Origin of the sequence: Gimesia sp. (assembly GCF_048260065.1) — a bacterium.
Taxonomy (GTDB): domain Bacteria; phylum Planctomycetota; class Planctomycetia; order Planctomycetales; family Planctomycetaceae; genus Gimesia.
Genome location: NZ_JBLXHC010000005.1, coordinates 36678 through 53021, shown reverse-complemented (window position 1 = coordinate 53021; position 16344 = coordinate 36678). Strand labels below are relative to the sequence as shown.

The window sequence follows — 16344 nt, the reverse complement described above, 5'->3', positions numbered from 1 at the left end:
GTAATAATAAACAGAGAAAGTATTTTGAAACTGCGCGAGTTCAGTCCCGTTTATTTCGTGCCAGATTCGAGTCGCTTCTGTGCTTCCAGTCTGAGCTGTTCCAGTCTGGTGAGCCGTTTAGGAGCTTCCTTCTTGGGCTCTTCTTTTTTCGCTACCGTAGCAGGTTTGGCCGGCTCATCTTTCTTGGGAGGGGCCGGTTTGTCAATTCGCAATTCGGTGCGACCGGTTGTATGCACAACGGTTTCGCCGTTGATCGGGATTTCCACCTGACAGAACAGGCTCTTATGCCGTCCCTGTGGGGAAGCCGGATCTGTTTTGACTTTAAAGACCAGTTCTTTGCTCTCTTTATTGAAAGAGATATCTTCGGTGGTCACTTTTGGAGGCAGGCCAACCAGTTTGATCTTGGCATCACCTTCAAACGGGTTCTTCATATTGACTTTGCAGATAATCTCGGTCTCCTGACCCTGCTCGACTGCTGTACGGGCCAGATCAAGATCGACAAAGGAATCTGCGACTTCCAGTGGAGCAAGCTGAGACGAAACCCAGGCATTGCCGCCGACGTTCGCGGAACCAATGACAAAGACCTTCCACTTTTTCATTTCCGCATTGCCATTGGCATTGATCGGATAGAAGACTTCATTCTGTCCCTTGGGAATTGTTACCCGACTGGAAGCACCCACTCCCGGTGGACGGAAAGGAAACTGCAGGGTAATTGGTTCGTCAAACCCTTCTTTTCGTGTCGCCACAACTTTGAGCTGCATGGAGCCATTTCGAGTCAGTGGTGCTTTCGGCTCGACGATATCCAGTTTAAAGGGGAGTTCTTCCACAACGGCGACGGGTATCTGAGCGACATCTTTCATCCACAACAGCTGATTGTTACGGACACGCACCAGGTCAGCCCGGTTGGTGAATACTCCGGAAATATTCTGTTTGGGATCAACATGACGCCCCGTGAGTTCGATCAGTTGACCTTCGATGGGGGCATCAGCGGCAGCTTCGAAGACAACGGGCATGGTTGTCAGGTTGGCAGCCATCGGTTCCGCAACGACACTGATGCCTTTAGGGAAGTTTGAGGCATCGAGGGCAATTTCACCACCGAAGTTGGTCCGTTGGGCACTGACCACGGCAGCAAAGCGATTACCGCGTGCGACCACAATTCTCTGTCGTTCCTGTGAATAGCGGGCATTGCGGGGAATTCCCAGCTCCAGGGCAGGTGAGACAGGCAGCATCTCGATACGGTAGACAAAATCTTCCCCACCACGTGCGAGGTGGTCTGTTACGGAAATAAAGTATTCACCGTCAGCGGGGAATTTGTAGCGGAAGTAGCTGTCTGGTCCTCGGGAGTCATCGTTGCCGCCGAGTCGCTGTGATTTTTCGTTATACAGATTCACGACAGGATCCAGTGGAGAACGAATCCGACGTGCATAACATTCGATTTCCAGAGTCTGGTCTTTTTTGGCCTGGAATTTGAAGAAGTCGATATCGCCTTCTTTTTCAATGATTCCGTTGAATGCATTCGGTAACGCTGCTGCAGATGCCGATTTGAGATCGTTATTGGGTTCCTGTTCCATGGAGTTACCATGAGGGAACAGACGGAAAACGTTTCCTGAGGGGGCACTGCCACCAGCGTCGGAGGCAAACAGTTCGAATTCCGCATCTGGTTTATCGGGGAGCTGGAATTCCTGCACCAGGTTTTCAACGGTATTCCCTTTGAAGGTGACCTGCTGCTTTGTACCCAGTTGGCCTCCCGCCGGATAGACGGCTGTGGGACGCGGGTAAGTTCCTACGTGCAGTCGGTAGAAAGCAGCACCGTTTCCACCATAAGAGCTGTCACGGACGAGAATGGTATATTTCCCGTCTGCAGGAGCAACTACCGAAATGGCCGCATCATTTCGCAGCAGAGGCAGGTCGTCTTCTGCTTTGAGTTCAAAGCGTTTTTCATCCAGAATCGCGATGTATGGATCAAACAGAGTGGTTGCCAGGCGAATGCCTTCAATTTCTGCTGAGATCCGCTGGCCCTTTTTCGCGGTTACCACAAAGTGGTCCACATCTTCGTTCTGAACCACTCCGGTCACGGTATGATTCAGTTCAATTGCCTGAGGCGTTTCGAATTCGCTGTTCGGTTCTTTTTCTGCGACTTCAGGGAACTGTCCGACCCAGAATGTTTTGTAGTCGGAGATGCCGCTTTTCGTGCGAACCTGAAACGTGTGTTCGCCCAGGGCACAGTCGGGAGCAATCTTGACGATGGCAGTACAGACATTTGCGTTTTTGGGATCGGCTTTGACTTCCTTGAATTCAAAGCCTTTTTTGTAGGATAGAATTTCGACGGCGTCAGAAAGTCGGGCACCGATAAAGGTGAGACTGACCTCTGTTCCTCGTTGACCTCCTCGCGGACGAACGTAGTTCAACCCCGGGTCAGCAGCCCATGCTGGAGCAGCCAGCAGTAAGCCCATTGCGATTGTCAAAATTCCGGTGCAAACAGACCTGTACTTCTGCAGCATCACGGTTCCCCCCTTGGAATGTTGATGTTCGAGAATCAGTTTTATTTCCGTCCGAATAAGAATGTCAGCACGGGGACAGGGTCCCCATGCCAACGGTTCTCATTCAATTTTATATCAATTTACCTGGCGGTGATTAAACCAGCAGGTCTTTGATGACTTTACCGCCATCGACGATTTCAATCGGACGATCGCCGGGAGCCATCAGTTCTTTGTCAGCAACAATGCCCATACAGTGGTAGATGGTGGTTGCCCAGTCCATTACAGACAATGGGTTATCTTCGGGTTCGCTGGCAATTGCATCTGACGAACCATAAATGTTTCCACCTTTGATACCACCTCCGGCCATGACAACACTGAAGACTTTCGGCCAGTGGTCGCGACCGGCAGTTCCGTTGATTTTCGGAGTACGACCGAATTCACTACAGACACAAACGAGTGTGCTGTCGAGCAAGCCACGATCGTAAAGGTCGGTAATCAGAGTCGAAAATGCCTGATCGAAGGAAGGTACGTTGCGTTCGATACCGGTCTGAATCCGGTCGTGCATATCCCAGCCACCGTAAGTCATGGTGACGAAACGTGCTCCGGCTTCTACCAGACGACGAGACAGCAGCATGCGGGCACCGGCCTGATTGCGTCCGTAGGCGTCTCTGACTTTGGCGTCTTCTTTATCCAGGTCAAACGCTTCCTGTGATGCTTTGGAAGAGACCATGTCATAGGCCTGCTTGTAGAAGGTATCGACAGCATCGAGTGAGTCTGCTTTTTCTTTCGAGACAAAGTGCTCGTTGACAGCACTCAGCAGAGAACGACGGCGGGTAAACCGGTTGTTGTCCACGCCACCAGGCAGGTTCAGGTCTCGAACTTTGAACCCGTTGGATGCAGGGTCGGCACCTACACTGAAAGGAGCGTAGGAAGAACTCAGGTAACCGGTGCCTGCGAACTCATTGGGCTGATTGGGAATACAGACATATTGTGGCATGCTGTTTTTAGGACCGAATTCATGAGTCACCACACTTCCCATACTGGGGAACTGCAAAGCAGGGCTGGGACGATATCCGGTGAACATATTGTGTGTTCCCCGTTCGTGTGCTGCTTCGCCGTGTGACATGGACCGGCAGACAGTCAGCTTATCCATGATCTTTGCTGTTTTTGCCAGCTTTTCATTGAAACGTACGCCGGCAACATTGGTTTCAATGGATCCCATCGGGCCACGATACTCGACAGGAGCATATGGTTTAGGGTCCCAGGTTTCCTGATGGGCGGCACCACCGGGCAGATAGATGAAGATAACCGACTTAGCTGTACCTTCTTTTGATTCGTATTTTTTAATTTCTGCCTGGGCACTTTTCATACGGAGAAATTCAGGCAGAGTCAGACCGATTCCACCTGCAAAACCAACATGCAAAAAATCGCGGCGTGATTGTCTCAAGCTCATAGTGAAATCTCCATTTTCGTTTGTGGGGATAGTTTTGTGTCTGGGTTTTTGGCTCTCAAAGGCCAGAGGCTTAACACATGCTGTCAGGTTTGAGCACTAAATCTTATCAGGTTGGAATATAGCCAGTTTTCACTGGCGGATGGCTCGGTACTACTCTTCATCTGGCCCGAGTTAGTATGTCAGGTGATTCTGGTAATGTTTCTAATACTATCACATTAAACCAGTGGGGGGAGGAATCGTTTTCAAACCACCTGAGGGTATTATGCCAAATTCCCACTCTGGAATTCAAGGACAATTTTGAAATCCGGCAATCTGGACACACCTCAACACCGCATATATCAAACAAAGTTGATGCGATTGTGTCAAGGATTTACTGTCCAGATTCTGTCAAGTCAGGGAAATATCGGAGATACAGCGGTGTCGAGATGATGCTATTTTTCAACAAGCCCGGATTGTTCTGAAATCCGATATTGCTGGTCGGATTTCAGATTTTTCAGAGAAGTCTCTTTCCCTGAGGGCCATTTAATGGAAACCGACTCGATTTCCTCATTCTTACCCAGTCCAAATGTCACTGGCAGCTCGGTTTGTGCCAGATAACTTCTGGTAGGCATGACCATCCGATTCTGGATGCCAGCGGCTGTCTTGATCTGAATGTGTGCTCCCAGTGCATCGTGCGGAGAAGCAGCCGGGTTCTCCTTTTCAGGTTTGCCTTCACTGAACAGATGAAAGCGAACCCAGTGATTCCCTGTCTGCTGATCATTTCTCAACAGGCGGGGTTTGTTCCCTGTCGTCATGATGATCAGATCCAGGTCGCCGTCCCCGTCAATGTCGCCAAACGTCGCACCGCGTCCAACCAGTGGTTTGACAAAATCCTTGCCCACCAGCGATTCATCCAGGGGAACGAACTCGGTGGTATATTGCGGGCCACAGTTCCAGAAGAGTTGCGGTTCCTGCTCGTAGTGCTGACGCTCCTGAACGATGTTGATGTCTTCTTCCAGGTGTCCGTTTGCGGAAAACAGATCCAGCCGTCCATCCAGGTCCGCATCAAAAAAGAAGACTCCAAAGGTCAATGCCTGGCGTGTCTGGGGTCCCAGGCCATTTGAAATTGCCTCATCAATGAACTGCATCTCTTTTCCTGGAGAGGTATACAGGGCTGTCATTTCATTGGCAAAGTTTCCGATGGCAATCCCGAGGGTGTCATTGTTTCGGAAATTGGCGATGTCGATACCCATGGCACCGCGGGCATTGCCTTCCATGTCAAAGGCCACTCCTGAGAGCGCTGCGGTTTCGCTGAAGGTTCCATCCTGCTGATTTCGGAACAGCAGATTTTGTACGGTATCATTTGTGATGAAGATATCGAGATATCCATCTTCATCAAAATCGTAGAAGTTGAGCCCCAGCGATTTGGCCAGGGGCATACCGGTGCCTGGCGAGAAGACTTTAAGTCCTGCCTGCTCAGTCACGTCCCTGAATGTTCCGTTTCCCTGATTCTGATAGAGCAGGGGATTCACGCCATTAAAATTCTGAGGACGACCATAAGCGCGGATGCCTCCTTTGAGTGTGAAATTCTGCGCGCGGTCATAAGCGGGAGTCCAGTCAAGATAATTGCAGACGAGCAGATCCAGGTCGCCATCCCGATCGTAATCGAACCAGCCACAACTGGTGCTCCAGAGATGGTCTGGACCGCCCACTCCTGCCTGTGCAGTCACGTTTTTGAATCGCGTTCCTTCATTTTTCAGCAGGAGGTTACTCCCCAGAGACGAAATATAGAGGTCAACCAGGCCATCATTGTCATAGTCTCCACAGGCGACTCCCATGCCGTACAGTGACAGAGTCAGTCCCATGCTTTCGGTGACATCCTGAAATTTTCCCGTACCGTCATTCTGGTACAGCGCCAGTGAAGGGACCGATTTCTGTTGTTCAGCCGCTTTACTCCACGGCCAGTGCTGAGACCCTACCAGCAGTAAATCCTGGTCACCGTCGTTATCGTAATCAAAAAACGCGGCTCCTCCGCCCATGGTTTCGGGCAACAGCTTTTCACCGGCGGCACCGTTGTTGTGCACGAAGTGGATGCCGGCCTCTTCTGTGATATCGGTGAACGGAATCTGGGGAAGTGTGATTTCTGCCACTTTCCGTTCAGCGGGAAGACTCAGTGGAGTTTCCTTGACGATTTCTTCCGGTTGCTGCATCTGCTTCCAGGCATAGATGCTGCCACCACAAATGGCGATGATCAGAATCGCTGAGAAGGAATACCAGAATGCTCGTCCGATCGACTCATCATTCTGTTCGGTTTCAATTTCCAGTTCGGGACTCAGATCATCAGGGTTTAAGTCTGACATGAGTATCACTTTCGTTTATCTGTATTCGGCTCCCCGCGCTGCGAATCAGTGCAGGGAGCCGATAAGTTATGGTTTGACGGTTCGGTTCAATGAATAAATCACGGGTTGTTCTGCCGCGTGATTGGCAGCAGGATACTTTTCGCGGGCTTTACGCTCCGCGAAACCTCGTGCGGTATCATCAACCTTATATTTCTGATGCAATTTTCGATGCTTATCAGACAGTTCCGGTTTCTCTAACTGGTCATAAACCAGAGAGAGTCCGTAGTGGGCGGTGACATTCTCCGGGTCCAGGACCAGCGTTTTCTGAAACTGTTCAACTGCCTGGTTGAGCAGTTGATCGCGCTGTTCCCGGTTTTCTTCCGTACGGAACCGCTTGGCCTGATCAAACAGGTTTTGACCGAGATCATTGATGACCACGTAGTCTTTACTGAAGTCAAACCCGCGGCGGGTGCGTTCTTCGGTCTGATCTTCCAGAACACTGCGGAAGTTCTTCTCCGCTTCTTCCAGGTGTCCCTGCTGCTGATTGACCTTGCCACTCAGCCAGGCCAGCGTCCAGGGAGGTGCCGGCGGATCAGTGTAGGATGCCGTCCGTTTCAGGGCATCGACGGCATCTTCCAGACGTCCTTCCGTGAAGTACACTCGTGCCAGATTCAAGGAACCATCGTAGCGGTCGAGTTGATCGACGTGCTCGAACGCTTCTGCTGCCTGGCGTAATTCCGCCTTGCCTTTCAGGAACAGGCCGATGCCATAATCGTTCCAGCGTTGCCAGACAGGAATCTCGACTTCCTTGTTTTTCACTTCCGCGGTCACCCCTTCGATCGGAAACGTAATCGTATCCGAGGCGATCGTTGTGATCGGCAGAGTATTCACATAGGGCACGCCTTTTTCCTTCCAGGAGAGTGTCTGGCCTTTGGCTTCCAGCGATGAAGCGACAAACTGCATGTAATGGGTATCAAATTTACGATACTGCAGTTTTGCCTCAACGGTCACCGGAGCGGTCAGGTCATCGGGTAGATTCAATTCATAATGAATGGTCTGACCAGCACCGGGTGGCATCTGATTATTGTATAAAGGCACAAAAATATCTTCTGGATTTCGTCGTGAGATGCGGTTTCCTTCTCGATCAATCACAAAGGCATTGACGAAATGCGACCAGGGATCCACGGTTCCGTCTTCTTCGCGGGAGCCACTGCGTCCGATAATCCGATCGCCGCTTTTGACCGTCACATCCAGCCAGATCTCGTTTGAATCTGCTGTTCCCTGGGTGAAGTGATGACCGACTTTCAAGGTACGCAAGACGGTTTCCAGCAGATACTTGTTGCCGGGTTTGAGAGTGGGGACTTCCGGTCGCAGAGGCGCGATCAGTTTCCCTTCAATACTACCTTCTTCGCGAATGCCAAAGAAATCAACGCGTAGATTGTCTTTGAGGAAAGCCTGATGAACGGCGACGGTTTCCGGATCATTGCGTAAAGCGGCGATGCCGGTGTTCGCAGCCGGGAACAGGTGATTGTGAACACTGAGTTCTTTCGAATCGTAGAAGTGCCGTGCGCCAAAGTCGTTGGATGGCTTGGCTGGCATGTGACATTTATTGCAGTTCTCCTGGGCTTTGGGGGGATAGTAGAAACTGCGTGCCCCATGACCTGACACGCCGCTCAACAGGAAGGAATCGTAATGGTTCTGCCCGCGGAGGAATTTATACTGATTCAGCTCTTCAGGCAGATGTACTTTATGACAGGTGCCGCAGAACTCCGTTGATTTGTGCAGATCTTTCAGGAAGGTTTTCTTATGGAACGCCGGTTTGGCTTTTACCAGCTGATTGTTGACCCACTGCAGAAACGTATTGTCGCTGTAGGCAAACGGATAATGAATCGGTTCTTCAATCGTGTAGTCACTGTTGCCGCGCACGCTGTTGACGTTCGTAATGGCATGGCAGGTCGTGCAGGTGATGCCCGCCTGCGAGGTGATGTGGTTGATGTCATCAAAATTCGGATCGTCAAAGGCACCACTGAAGAAGGGGACCGGATCGTGGCAGCCGGCACAGAAGCGGGATGCCTGCAGATTCCCGTCGCGTTCGAAGGAGACTTTGCGGGTTTCTCTAACCGAGGCGAGGTACGCGGGATTATTAAACGAACTGAAATGATGCACGCTGTTTTTCCAGTCGGCGTGGGTATCGGGATGACATTTCTGACAATAGTCGTCCATCATCAATGCTTCCGCGGGAATGAAGTCCCCCGTTGAAGTCCGCGAGAGTGAAGGGAAGAAATATTTCTCTCCTGATTTGGGACCGACGACATTCCATTTACGGGGATCGGATGAATGAAACATCAGCATGCCAACCACCATTGCGGTGATGACACCCATGTAAGCGAGCCCGCCTTTCCATTTGATCTTCGGTCCGACCAGACGATGTAGCCAGTACATCCAGAGAGCGAACACCGGCGCAATCACGTGACACCAGTAGGTGACCGATCGCGCGGTGGGGTTTTTCATGTCGAATGAACCAATGCGTAACAATAAGATTCCGGAAACCAGTACCAGGCATGAGATAAAGAAGAGGCCATACCCCACGCGGACAGCACGCCGGTTGAGGCGGTTCTTCGTGTTATAAATGTGTACAATGCCGAACAGGATAAAGGGAGCCAGCAGCACCAGGCCCAGAATCAGATGTGCGAGAAACATGTACTGGTAGAACCAGTTTTCCAGCGTGTCACCACTCAACCAGTCGTAGACGGTAATACTGACCAGGTAGATCGAATTGGCACCCAGCAATGCTACCAGGAAGAAGAGCAGATAGAGAACTTTACGTAATTTCGGTCCGACGGCTTTGCGGACGATACGACGGGGCTTTGTCTCCGTCGTGGAAGAATCAGTGGTTGACATATCGACAAGAAGTCCTGCACTAAATGGCTATCAGGAAAAACTTGCAGGTAAACAGCGCTCAATCAAAGCGCAGGCAAACACGTTGAAGGGAACGGTTCGCGCAGGCAAGTTTCATGAAACAACAGAGACGATGTCCCTGTTTCCAATGTTTCAGATGCCAGAAAGTTGTGGAGGACGGTCGATGCGTTCTCGATTGGCAGAGGAACACATCAATGCGGAGCAGGAAACAAACCTGCTGTGTCGCGGTTCAGAATTCAGCGTCTCAACTCCGACAGAACAGGCGGGTTTGAGAATGGTAATCACGAGCACCGGAGCTTCCGGAGCAGGATCGGGGCGATGTCTTTGACAGCCGGGCCCCGAACAGGGTTGGGCTGGTGGCGTCTGTGTGGGATCAGAGAGCAGTTCCAGCTGCGAACTTTCATCCTGCCCTGCATGAGACAGATAATCTCCACAGGTGGCTTGAGCGGATTCGGGCGATATCAGATTCACAGCGCAGACGGCTATTGCAGTCAACAGCAGACGAAACGCCAATGAAGATCGATCAGCCATGGATAATACGAGAAGGAACAGGAAAGGAAATGAGCTGCTTACATCCAGATCTCTTTATAAATATACTCTGCCAGCTGTTCAATTCCGAGTAAAAAGTAATTGATCCCATGCAGTTTTTGCAGAAATCAAAGGGAACTGATGTCAGGTTAACAGGGGCCAGGATGGGGCTTGACGAAAAACCCGATTCCGTAGACACTTTTACAACTTTGAACCTGAATCCGGAAGCGGAATGGTCATTTATATGATCGTTGTCTTTAAGAGTTAAAGTAAGACATAGTCTGGGGTTCAGTAGAATTCGATCCCGTCTGATCTTCAGGATGAAGCGGGCCATCACAGCAGGGAAGTTGGGGGAACGATCGCATGATCAATTGGCGCATGGCAAGATACCGACTGGAATATCTGATTTTCCAGACACTGGTTTGTATTGTCAGATCTCTACCGCTACGAGAATCGGTAAAGCTGGCGAAAGGGATGGCGTTTTTCATTCATCGTTGTCTCCCCCGTAAATTGACCCGTTATCATGTGGCTGCAGCCAATCTGCGGACCGCCTTTGGCGAAGAATTATCCGATCAGAAAATCGACGAGACGATCTATCAGATGTGGACGCATCTGTTTCGCATGGTGGTGGAAATCATCCAGCTCCCCCGCAAGCTGCATCGTGGGAATATCTTTGATGTGCTGGAATTCGATTATCCACCGGAGTTAATTACCGCGCTCTGTTCCGGCAGGCCGGTGATTTTATTGAGCGGACATTACGGGAACTGGGAGATTGCGGTTTCCGTTTTCGGGCTGTTTGGTTTTCCGATGGGGGTCGTCGCCCGGGAACTGGACAATCCTTTCCTGAACGCATGGTTTGAAAAATTCCGACAGCATACCGGGCATCGTGCGATGGCGAAAAAAGGGGGCTATGATGACATGATTGCCACCATAGAACGCCGCGGGCATCTGGCATTGCTCGGCGATCAGGATGCGGGCAAACGCGGATTGTTCGTTGATTTCTTTGGCAAACCTGCTTCTACTTTCAAATCGATCGCTTTGCTGGCTCTGGAGTACCGGGCTTATATCTGTGTCGGGTATGCCCGCCGTCTGCCCGATTATTTTGAAAACAATCAGTGGGTCAAATTTGAAATGGGCTGCGAGCAGCTGATCGATTCGACTCAGTGTGTCTCAAAAGATCCCGTCGGTGAAATTACCCAGCAGTTTACGACCGCTTTAGAAAATGCTGTGCGGAAATCACCCGAACAGTATTTCTGGGTGCACCGACGCTGGAAGAGTGAGCCAAAGGTTCGTGCGAAAAAGAATCGCCAGACCGAAGCGATTCCGGAAAAAAAGGCAGCCTGAATTGATTCAGACGCTGATCTGCACTACAACCGCAGTCAGAGGTCGCTTCCCTGAAACAGATATCATTTGTTCAGAAGAAGGCCTCTACAGTGACATCAGAATCAGACAGCCGACCTGGAGACAGTCATGGGTAAGAAAATACGAATCGCCGATCTCACGACCGTACCTGAAGGAGAGTCAGGTGAGTTTGTCGCTGAAGATCGTATTATCGCCCTGTTTCATGTGGATGGTGCCTATTATGCAATGGACGGTGTCTGCCCGCATGCAGGAGGCCCGCTGGGGGAAGGGGCGTTGACAGGAAATGTCGTAACGTGCCCCTGGCATGGCTGGCAGTTTGATGTGACGACAGGCAAACACTGTCTGAACGAACGTCTGTGTCACCCGACCTATCCCGTCTTTGTGGAAGAGGACGGGATTTATATCGAACTACCTGAGTCATAGCGAAGTGAGAAGCGAGTCAGCAGGCGACATGAAATACAAAGCGGTAATCTTTGATTGTGATGGTGTGCTGGTCGACAGCGAAACCCTGGGAAATCGCGTTCTGGCCGAGATGATTACAGAGATCGGATTCCCGCTTTCACCCGAACAGGCGGTGGAGCAGTTCAAGGGGGGCAAGCTGGCCGATTGTCTGGCGGTCGTTGAAGATCAGATGGATGCGAAGCTACCGGCAGATTTTGCCACTCAGGTCCGTGCTCAAATGGCAAAGGTTTTCGAGAAAGAACTCCAGGCCATTCAGGGAGTCCGGGAAGCGCTGGAAGCAATTCCCGTTACCAAGTGTGTCGCTTCGAATGGACCTGAAGAAAAGATGGCACTGACTTTGAAGATCACCGATCTGTCACGTTATTTTGACGGTCGTATTTATTCTGCTTATACCGTCGGCGTCTGGAAACCAGAACCCGATCTCTATCTGTATGCGGCTGACCAGATGGGTGTGCATCCGAGCGAGTGCGTGGTCATCGAAGACAGCAAACTGGGAGTGCAGGCAGCAGTGGCAGCGGGCATCCCGGTACTCGGTTACGCCGACCACAGTTCACCTGTTGAACTGGAGTCGTACGGGGCAAAAACCTTTCGCTCAATGTATGAACTTCCCGCCTTACTTGGCGTGCAGTCATCTCTTTCCTGATTCAAGGTGCAGCCAGGCTTCATTTCAGTCGGCAAAGATTGCTGTTTGATAATTCTTTCCGTCATCTCAATGCGCGAATTACGCCGATCGACTGGTAAATTTTACATCTTCGATTTCAAAGTGGCGAAATTGGGTCGACCTTACAGCCGATAAAATCGAAAAAAACTGAACTTTTCGGTCAAGAAGCTAAATTGATTAAGCCGATAAATAATATGAGGCTGGAGTAATCCCGGTCTCCTGTTTTGTTCAGCTCAATCAAAATGATACTGGTTTGCAGGGAATTGCCTCTGCCTGACTGTGGATTCAGTCGGTCCAGAAATCATTGAGTTCGATATAGGAAGGATCCTTATTCATGCAACATCGACTTCGAATTTTTACAGGTGAAGAAGAGACTCTCGAACAGAATGACAGTCTGGTCAATGTTCGATTTGGGGAAATTGCAGATGCCCTGGCGGAAGCAGTTTACTATCGTCGTACCTGGATTTCTGATTTTTCAGAAGACGAAGTGAAGATTCCCTCGGATCTCTACGCCATCCTGTCCGCATATAGCCATCTCCGCCCAGGCGCCTGATGGCCAATCGACCTCTCTCGCAGAAGTTTCTCATCGGTGCGCTCGTTGCTGCAGGTCTCTACCTGGTAGTTATTGGCGCACAACGACTCTATGAGCATTATCGGGTGGAGCAGATCGCGCTTGAGTTTGTGGACGCTCTGGAAACAGGGAATGAATCACAGATTCGCGCTCTGCTTACACCTGAAAAAGCGGATCTGGCGAAGAAACTGAAACAGGAGTCGCACAACGATCCGCTGCCGCTGGAATGCCGCGTCCTGGACGTCAAATTGAACTCAGCTACAGCCCAGGTACGTGTTCAGATTCAGAAAAATGGTTACGCCATCAAACCGGATATTCATCTCGTCAAAAGTCAGACAGGGGTCTGGAAAGTTTCTGAAATCACCCAGGCAAAGGTCGACCCTCTCTGGTATGATCAGGAAGATGAGTTGGCCCGGAAAAAACTGACAGAGGAGGGAGTCCCTCCTGCAGAGGTTCAGGGACGTGTACTTGCAAAAGAACTGGCACGTTCGTTAAATACAACTGTGGAAGACTCGGGTTCGGATCAGGCAGATCCCTGAAACGTATGATTTCTCTCCAGCGATAGCCAGTCTCGACCAGAGCACATCCCTGTTAATCACCTTCCGTGCAACTGCATGGAGATACGAAAAGTAATCTGGAATTCAGCCGGTCTGCTTTTCTCATTTATGCGAGGTATTGATGTCGCAGGCATCTTCAACGGCCCAACGTGCTTTTCAGATCTGGAAAGCCGGAGTCAGAGCGGTCGACTCTGAAACGCTGGTCTCCCAGGCCATCCAGGTGACAGACCAGGAACTGACGATCTGCGGGCATAAAATTCCTCTGAAAGGTCATGAACGACTGCTGGTCACAGGGGCAGGCAAAGCAGGCAGTGGGATGGCTGCAGGTGTGGAATCTGCACTGCGGGGTTCATCGCTGTCTGAAAGAACATCTGGCTGGGTCAATGTTCCCGCAGATTGTGTGCGACCTCTATCAAAAATTCATCTCTATCCGGCGCGACCGGCGAGCCTGAACGAACCGACTGCGGAAGGCGTTTATGGTGCCCGACAGATCCTGCAGAAAATGTCGGATCTGCAACCGGATGATATCTGTATTGTCCTGATCTCTGGTGGCGGGAGTGCATTGCTGCCAGCTCCCCTGCCGCCAGTGACCCTGGAAGACAAACAACGGGTCACCCGGTTGTTGATGTCCTCGGGGGCAACCATTCAGGAATTGAACTGTGTCCGCAAGCAGATCTCTGCAGTGAAAGGGGGACGACTGGCTCAAGCCGCTGGTTGTCGTCAGCTGTTTGCCTTGATTATTTCCGATATTGTCGGCGACCCGCTCGATCTGATCGCTTCCGGTCCGACGGTCGCAGATGAATCGACGGCTCAGGATGCCCTGCAGGTTCTGCAGCGATTTGTTTCCGATCCCGCGCAGATTCCTGACAGCGTATGGAGCATCTTGAAGTCAGAACAGACACCAGCAGATCCGCAAAAGTCGGTGAGTCAGGCGACCGTGTTCAATCAGATTATCGGCAGTAATGCCACGGCGTTGGAAGCAGCCTCAGAGCAGGCTCAGGCATTAGGCTATGAAGTCTATTCGCTTGGTTCAGCGAATGAAGGGACCGCGATTGGTACCGGTGTGGAACTGGCTGAGCTCTGTCTGCAGTTACAGGCGGGAACAGGTCCGGTGCAACGCCCTGCCTGTATCCTCAGCGGCGGAGAGCCGGTTGTCGATCTATCATCGTCCCCCAATCCGGGAAAGGGGGGCCGCAATCAGGAACTGGTACTGGCGGCAATGGAACGTCTCTGGGATGAATCGCTATCGGGGTTCTGCATCCTCTCAGGAGGGACTGATGGAGAAGATGGGCCTACTGATGCAGCCGGTGGAATTCTGGATGAGTTGAGCCTGAAACGTGCCCATGAACGGGGGCTGGATCCTGCGCTCTATTTGCGGGATCACAATGCCTATCCGATTCTGGCCGCAACAGGCAGTCTGCTGAAAACAGGTGCCACACAGACCAACGTGATGGATCTGCGAGTGGCCATCGTCGATTGATTTACGACCCGGTGCTGACTCGCTTACAGATTGAGCGTTTCAAGTTCGGCGTGGGGGATGGCTCGGATGACGCGCAAATCTTCGTGTTCCTGCAGGTTGAAAAGTTCTGAGCTGCCATCGGGATGCAGTACACTGACAACCGGTGCATCATATTTCGTGCGATTTGTTCGCAGTACGGTTGCCAGTTGTCCCTGATTTAATTCGACGACGGATCCCACAGGGTAGAGTGAGATCGACTGCAGCAAGGCGCGAACTGCTCCGCTGTCGAAGGTTCCCTGCGAGGCGCCGTAAATCAACTGTTCTACCGCCTGATAAGGATGGGTTTCAATCTGATCAGCAGCCAGAGAGACCAGCGAAATGAATTCATCTGCCACGGCTGCAATTTTAGCAAGCGGGTGAATCTGATTTGCTCTCTTTCCCCGGGGATAACCGGAACCGTCACAACGTTCGTGAATCTGGTATGCGATAATTCGGGAGACCATGGGGAATTCATTGGATTCATTGAGTAAGTCATATGTAATCGTCGGGTGCTTTTTGAGCTCCAGGCTTTCGAGTGGACTGACAGACTGAAGTCCCTGCTTTCCGGAACAATTTATTTTGACCATGCCGGCATCATGAACCAGACAACCGATGCAGAGTTGAGCTAAATGCTCTTTCTGCAGTCCAAGCTGAGTTCCCATCGCCATTGCCAGGCTCGACATCTGCAAACCGTGCCGACAGAAATTTCCCAGAGTGACGGGAGTGATTCCTTCCAGGACGAACAGATCCATGTCCTTTACCATTTGCGAAAAGGAACTGTCAGTCACATTTTTAATCTGAGCCATGCTGATGCGAGAAGCACCCAGAACCTGACGGTAAATGTCATCGGTTACCTTTGTCAGGACTTCAAATTCTTTTCGATACTCCATTTGTAACGCAGGAGAATAAGCGGTTGCTTCAGGCTGAGTGACTTCATGTAAAAAGGACCGGGACTGAATCTGCCAGGGAGAACTGGTGCGTTCTGTTTCCGCCTGTCGATCTGCAGAAAGGCCTCCAGCCCGGTTTCTTGCCTGCTGGCTGCGCAGTCTCAGGGAAGAAGTGGAAGACTGACTTTCACCGGGCGCCAGCGTCAGGTTGGACAGATCCCGTTCATGGACCCGCACATTGCGAATGCCACGTTTTTTCAGATTCTGGATTGTCGAGTTGGTGATGGTCTTGCCGCTGGCCAGCAGCAGGATGTTTTTTTCCGTTTCGGCGTCGTAAATGGGGGCCTGTAATTTGACCCCCATTCTTAAACGGTCAATATTCAGCGCACTATAGGGGCTGGATTTCTGTTTGATAATTTTGGCAACCATAATGTGAGACGCTGCTGTGCCTGGAGATTTGCAATTTAGATCGTACGATAAAAGCTGAATGATCTGACGACAGTAGAAAAGAATCGGATTGCATAAACCAATTCGCTAGCATAAGCGATTTCTTAAACTTAGTTCAGTCAGACTGTTCGGTCAGATCGGAAGCTCACGAGATGCGCAGACAGGCACATTCAGACAGAGATGATAACGAATCTGTCGGTT

The 16344-nt window shown here is 51.0% G+C and carries 12 protein-coding genes; 6 read left to right on the top strand and 6 right to left on the bottom strand.

Annotated elements, in window-relative coordinates; translation table 11 throughout:
• Positions 1-50 precede the first annotated feature (50 nt).
• From ACN0YN_RS10915 to ACN0YN_RS10895, 5 genes are all read right to left on the bottom strand, one after another.
• Positions 51-2501: a PPC domain-containing protein gene (locus ACN0YN_RS10915; RefSeq protein ID WP_417385045.1), complete on the bottom strand. Its 2451-nt coding sequence runs from the start codon at positions 2499-2501 to the stop codon at positions 51-53.
• A 133-nt stretch (positions 2502-2634) separates the two neighbouring features.
• Positions 2635-3933 (bottom strand): DUF1501 domain-containing protein, encoded by a 1299-nt coding sequence (locus tag ACN0YN_RS10910; protein WP_417385044.1) that lies wholly within the window; start codon positions 3931-3933, stop codon positions 2635-2637.
• Between the two features lie 431 nt (positions 3934-4364).
• Complete coding sequence (locus ACN0YN_RS10905; protein WP_417385043.1) at positions 4365-6272, bottom strand: CRTAC1 family protein; 1908 nt, start codon at positions 6270-6272, stop codon at positions 4365-4367.
• 66 nt (positions 6273-6338) lie between these two features.
• Positions 6339-9152: a tetratricopeptide repeat protein gene (locus ACN0YN_RS10900; protein ID WP_417385042.1), complete on the bottom strand. Its 2814-nt coding sequence runs from the start codon at positions 9150-9152 to the stop codon at positions 6339-6341.
• A gap of 150 nt (positions 9153-9302) precedes the next feature.
• Positions 9303-9701: a hypothetical protein gene (locus tag ACN0YN_RS10895; RefSeq protein WP_417385041.1), complete on the bottom strand. Its 399-nt coding sequence runs from the start codon at positions 9699-9701 to the stop codon at positions 9303-9305.
• Positions 9702-10061: 360 nt separating this feature from the next.
• Between ACN0YN_RS10895 and ACN0YN_RS10890 the strand changes: the two genes are divergently transcribed.
• The 6 genes from ACN0YN_RS10890 to ACN0YN_RS10865 all read left to right on the top strand — a co-directional run bounded on the left by ACN0YN_RS10890 (position 10062) and on the right by ACN0YN_RS10865 (position 14791).
• Positions 10062-11042 carry a lysophospholipid acyltransferase family protein gene (locus tag ACN0YN_RS10890; protein ID WP_417385040.1) on the top strand — a complete coding sequence of 327 codons (981 nt, stop codon included), beginning with the start codon at positions 10062-10064 and terminating at the stop codon, positions 11040-11042.
• Positions 11043-11168: 126 nt separating this feature from the next.
• On the top strand, positions 11169-11483 hold the full coding sequence (locus tag ACN0YN_RS10885) for a Rieske (2Fe-2S) protein (RefSeq protein WP_417385039.1): 315 nt from the start codon (positions 11169-11171) through the stop codon (positions 11481-11483).
• A gap of 28 nt (positions 11484-11511) precedes the next feature.
• Complete coding sequence (locus ACN0YN_RS10880; RefSeq protein ID WP_417385038.1) at positions 11512-12165, top strand: HAD family hydrolase; 654 nt, start codon at positions 11512-11514, stop codon at positions 12163-12165.
• Positions 12166-12517: 352 nt separating this feature from the next.
• The gene (locus ACN0YN_RS10875; RefSeq protein ID WP_417385037.1) at positions 12518-12736 is read left to right on the top strand and encodes a hypothetical protein; all 219 of its coding nucleotides are present in this window, start codon (positions 12518-12520) and stop codon (positions 12734-12736) included.
• On the top strand, positions 12736-13293 hold the full coding sequence (locus tag ACN0YN_RS10870; RefSeq protein ID WP_417385036.1) for a hypothetical protein: 558 nt from the start codon (positions 12736-12738) through the stop codon (positions 13291-13293). The genes ACN0YN_RS10875 and ACN0YN_RS10870 overlap by 1 nt, the downstream gene beginning before the upstream one ends.
• Positions 13294-13432: 139 nt before the next feature.
• Positions 13433-14791 carry a glycerate kinase type-2 family protein gene (locus ACN0YN_RS10865; RefSeq protein WP_417385035.1) on the top strand — a complete coding sequence of 453 codons (1359 nt, stop codon included), beginning with the start codon at positions 13433-13435 and terminating at the stop codon, positions 14789-14791.
• A 23-nt stretch (positions 14792-14814) separates the two neighbouring features.
• Here ACN0YN_RS10865 and ACN0YN_RS10860 read toward each other — a convergent pair whose 3' ends face one another.
• Complete coding sequence (locus tag ACN0YN_RS10860; RefSeq protein WP_417385034.1) at positions 14815-16125, bottom strand: HD-GYP domain-containing protein; 1311 nt, start codon at positions 16123-16125, stop codon at positions 14815-14817.
• Positions 16126-16344: the final 219 nt, after the last annotated feature.

Excerpts from the sequence above, each read along its gene's own strand:
- ACN0YN_RS10880 (WP_417385038.1), top strand. The coding sequence starts at position 11,512 with ATGAAATACAAAGCGGTAATCTTTGATTGTGATGGTGTGCTGGTCGAC.
- ACN0YN_RS10860 (WP_417385034.1), bottom strand. The coding sequence starts at position 16,125 with ATGGTTGCCAAAATTATCAAACAGAAATCCAGCCCCTATAGTGCGCTG.
- ACN0YN_RS10865 (WP_417385035.1), top strand. The coding sequence starts at position 13,433 with ATGTCGCAGGCATCTTCAACGGCCCAACGTGCTTTTCAGATCTGGAAA.
- ACN0YN_RS10910 (WP_417385044.1), bottom strand. The coding sequence starts at position 3,933 with ATGAGCTTGAGACAATCACGCCGCGATTTTTTGCATGTTGGTTTTGCA.
- ACN0YN_RS10900 (WP_417385042.1), bottom strand. The coding sequence starts at position 9,152 with ATGTCAACCACTGATTCTTCCACGACGGAGACAAAGCCCCGTCGTATC.
- ACN0YN_RS10870 (WP_417385036.1), top strand. The coding sequence starts at position 12,736 with ATGGCCAATCGACCTCTCTCGCAGAAGTTTCTCATCGGTGCGCTCGTT.
- ACN0YN_RS10915 (WP_417385045.1), bottom strand. The coding sequence starts at position 2,501 with ATGCTGCAGAAGTACAGGTCTGTTTGCACCGGAATTTTGACAATCGCA.
- ACN0YN_RS10895 (WP_417385041.1), bottom strand. The coding sequence starts at position 9,701 with ATGGCTGATCGATCTTCATTGGCGTTTCGTCTGCTGTTGACTGCAATA.
- ACN0YN_RS10885 (WP_417385039.1), top strand. The coding sequence starts at position 11,169 with ATGGGTAAGAAAATACGAATCGCCGATCTCACGACCGTACCTGAAGGA.
- ACN0YN_RS10905 (WP_417385043.1), bottom strand. The coding sequence starts at position 6,272 with ATGTCAGACTTAAACCCTGATGATCTGAGTCCCGAACTGGAAATTGAA.
- ACN0YN_RS10890 (WP_417385040.1), top strand. The coding sequence starts at position 10,062 with ATGATCAATTGGCGCATGGCAAGATACCGACTGGAATATCTGATTTTC.
- ACN0YN_RS10875 (WP_417385037.1), top strand. The coding sequence starts at position 12,518 with ATGCAACATCGACTTCGAATTTTTACAGGTGAAGAAGAGACTCTCGAA.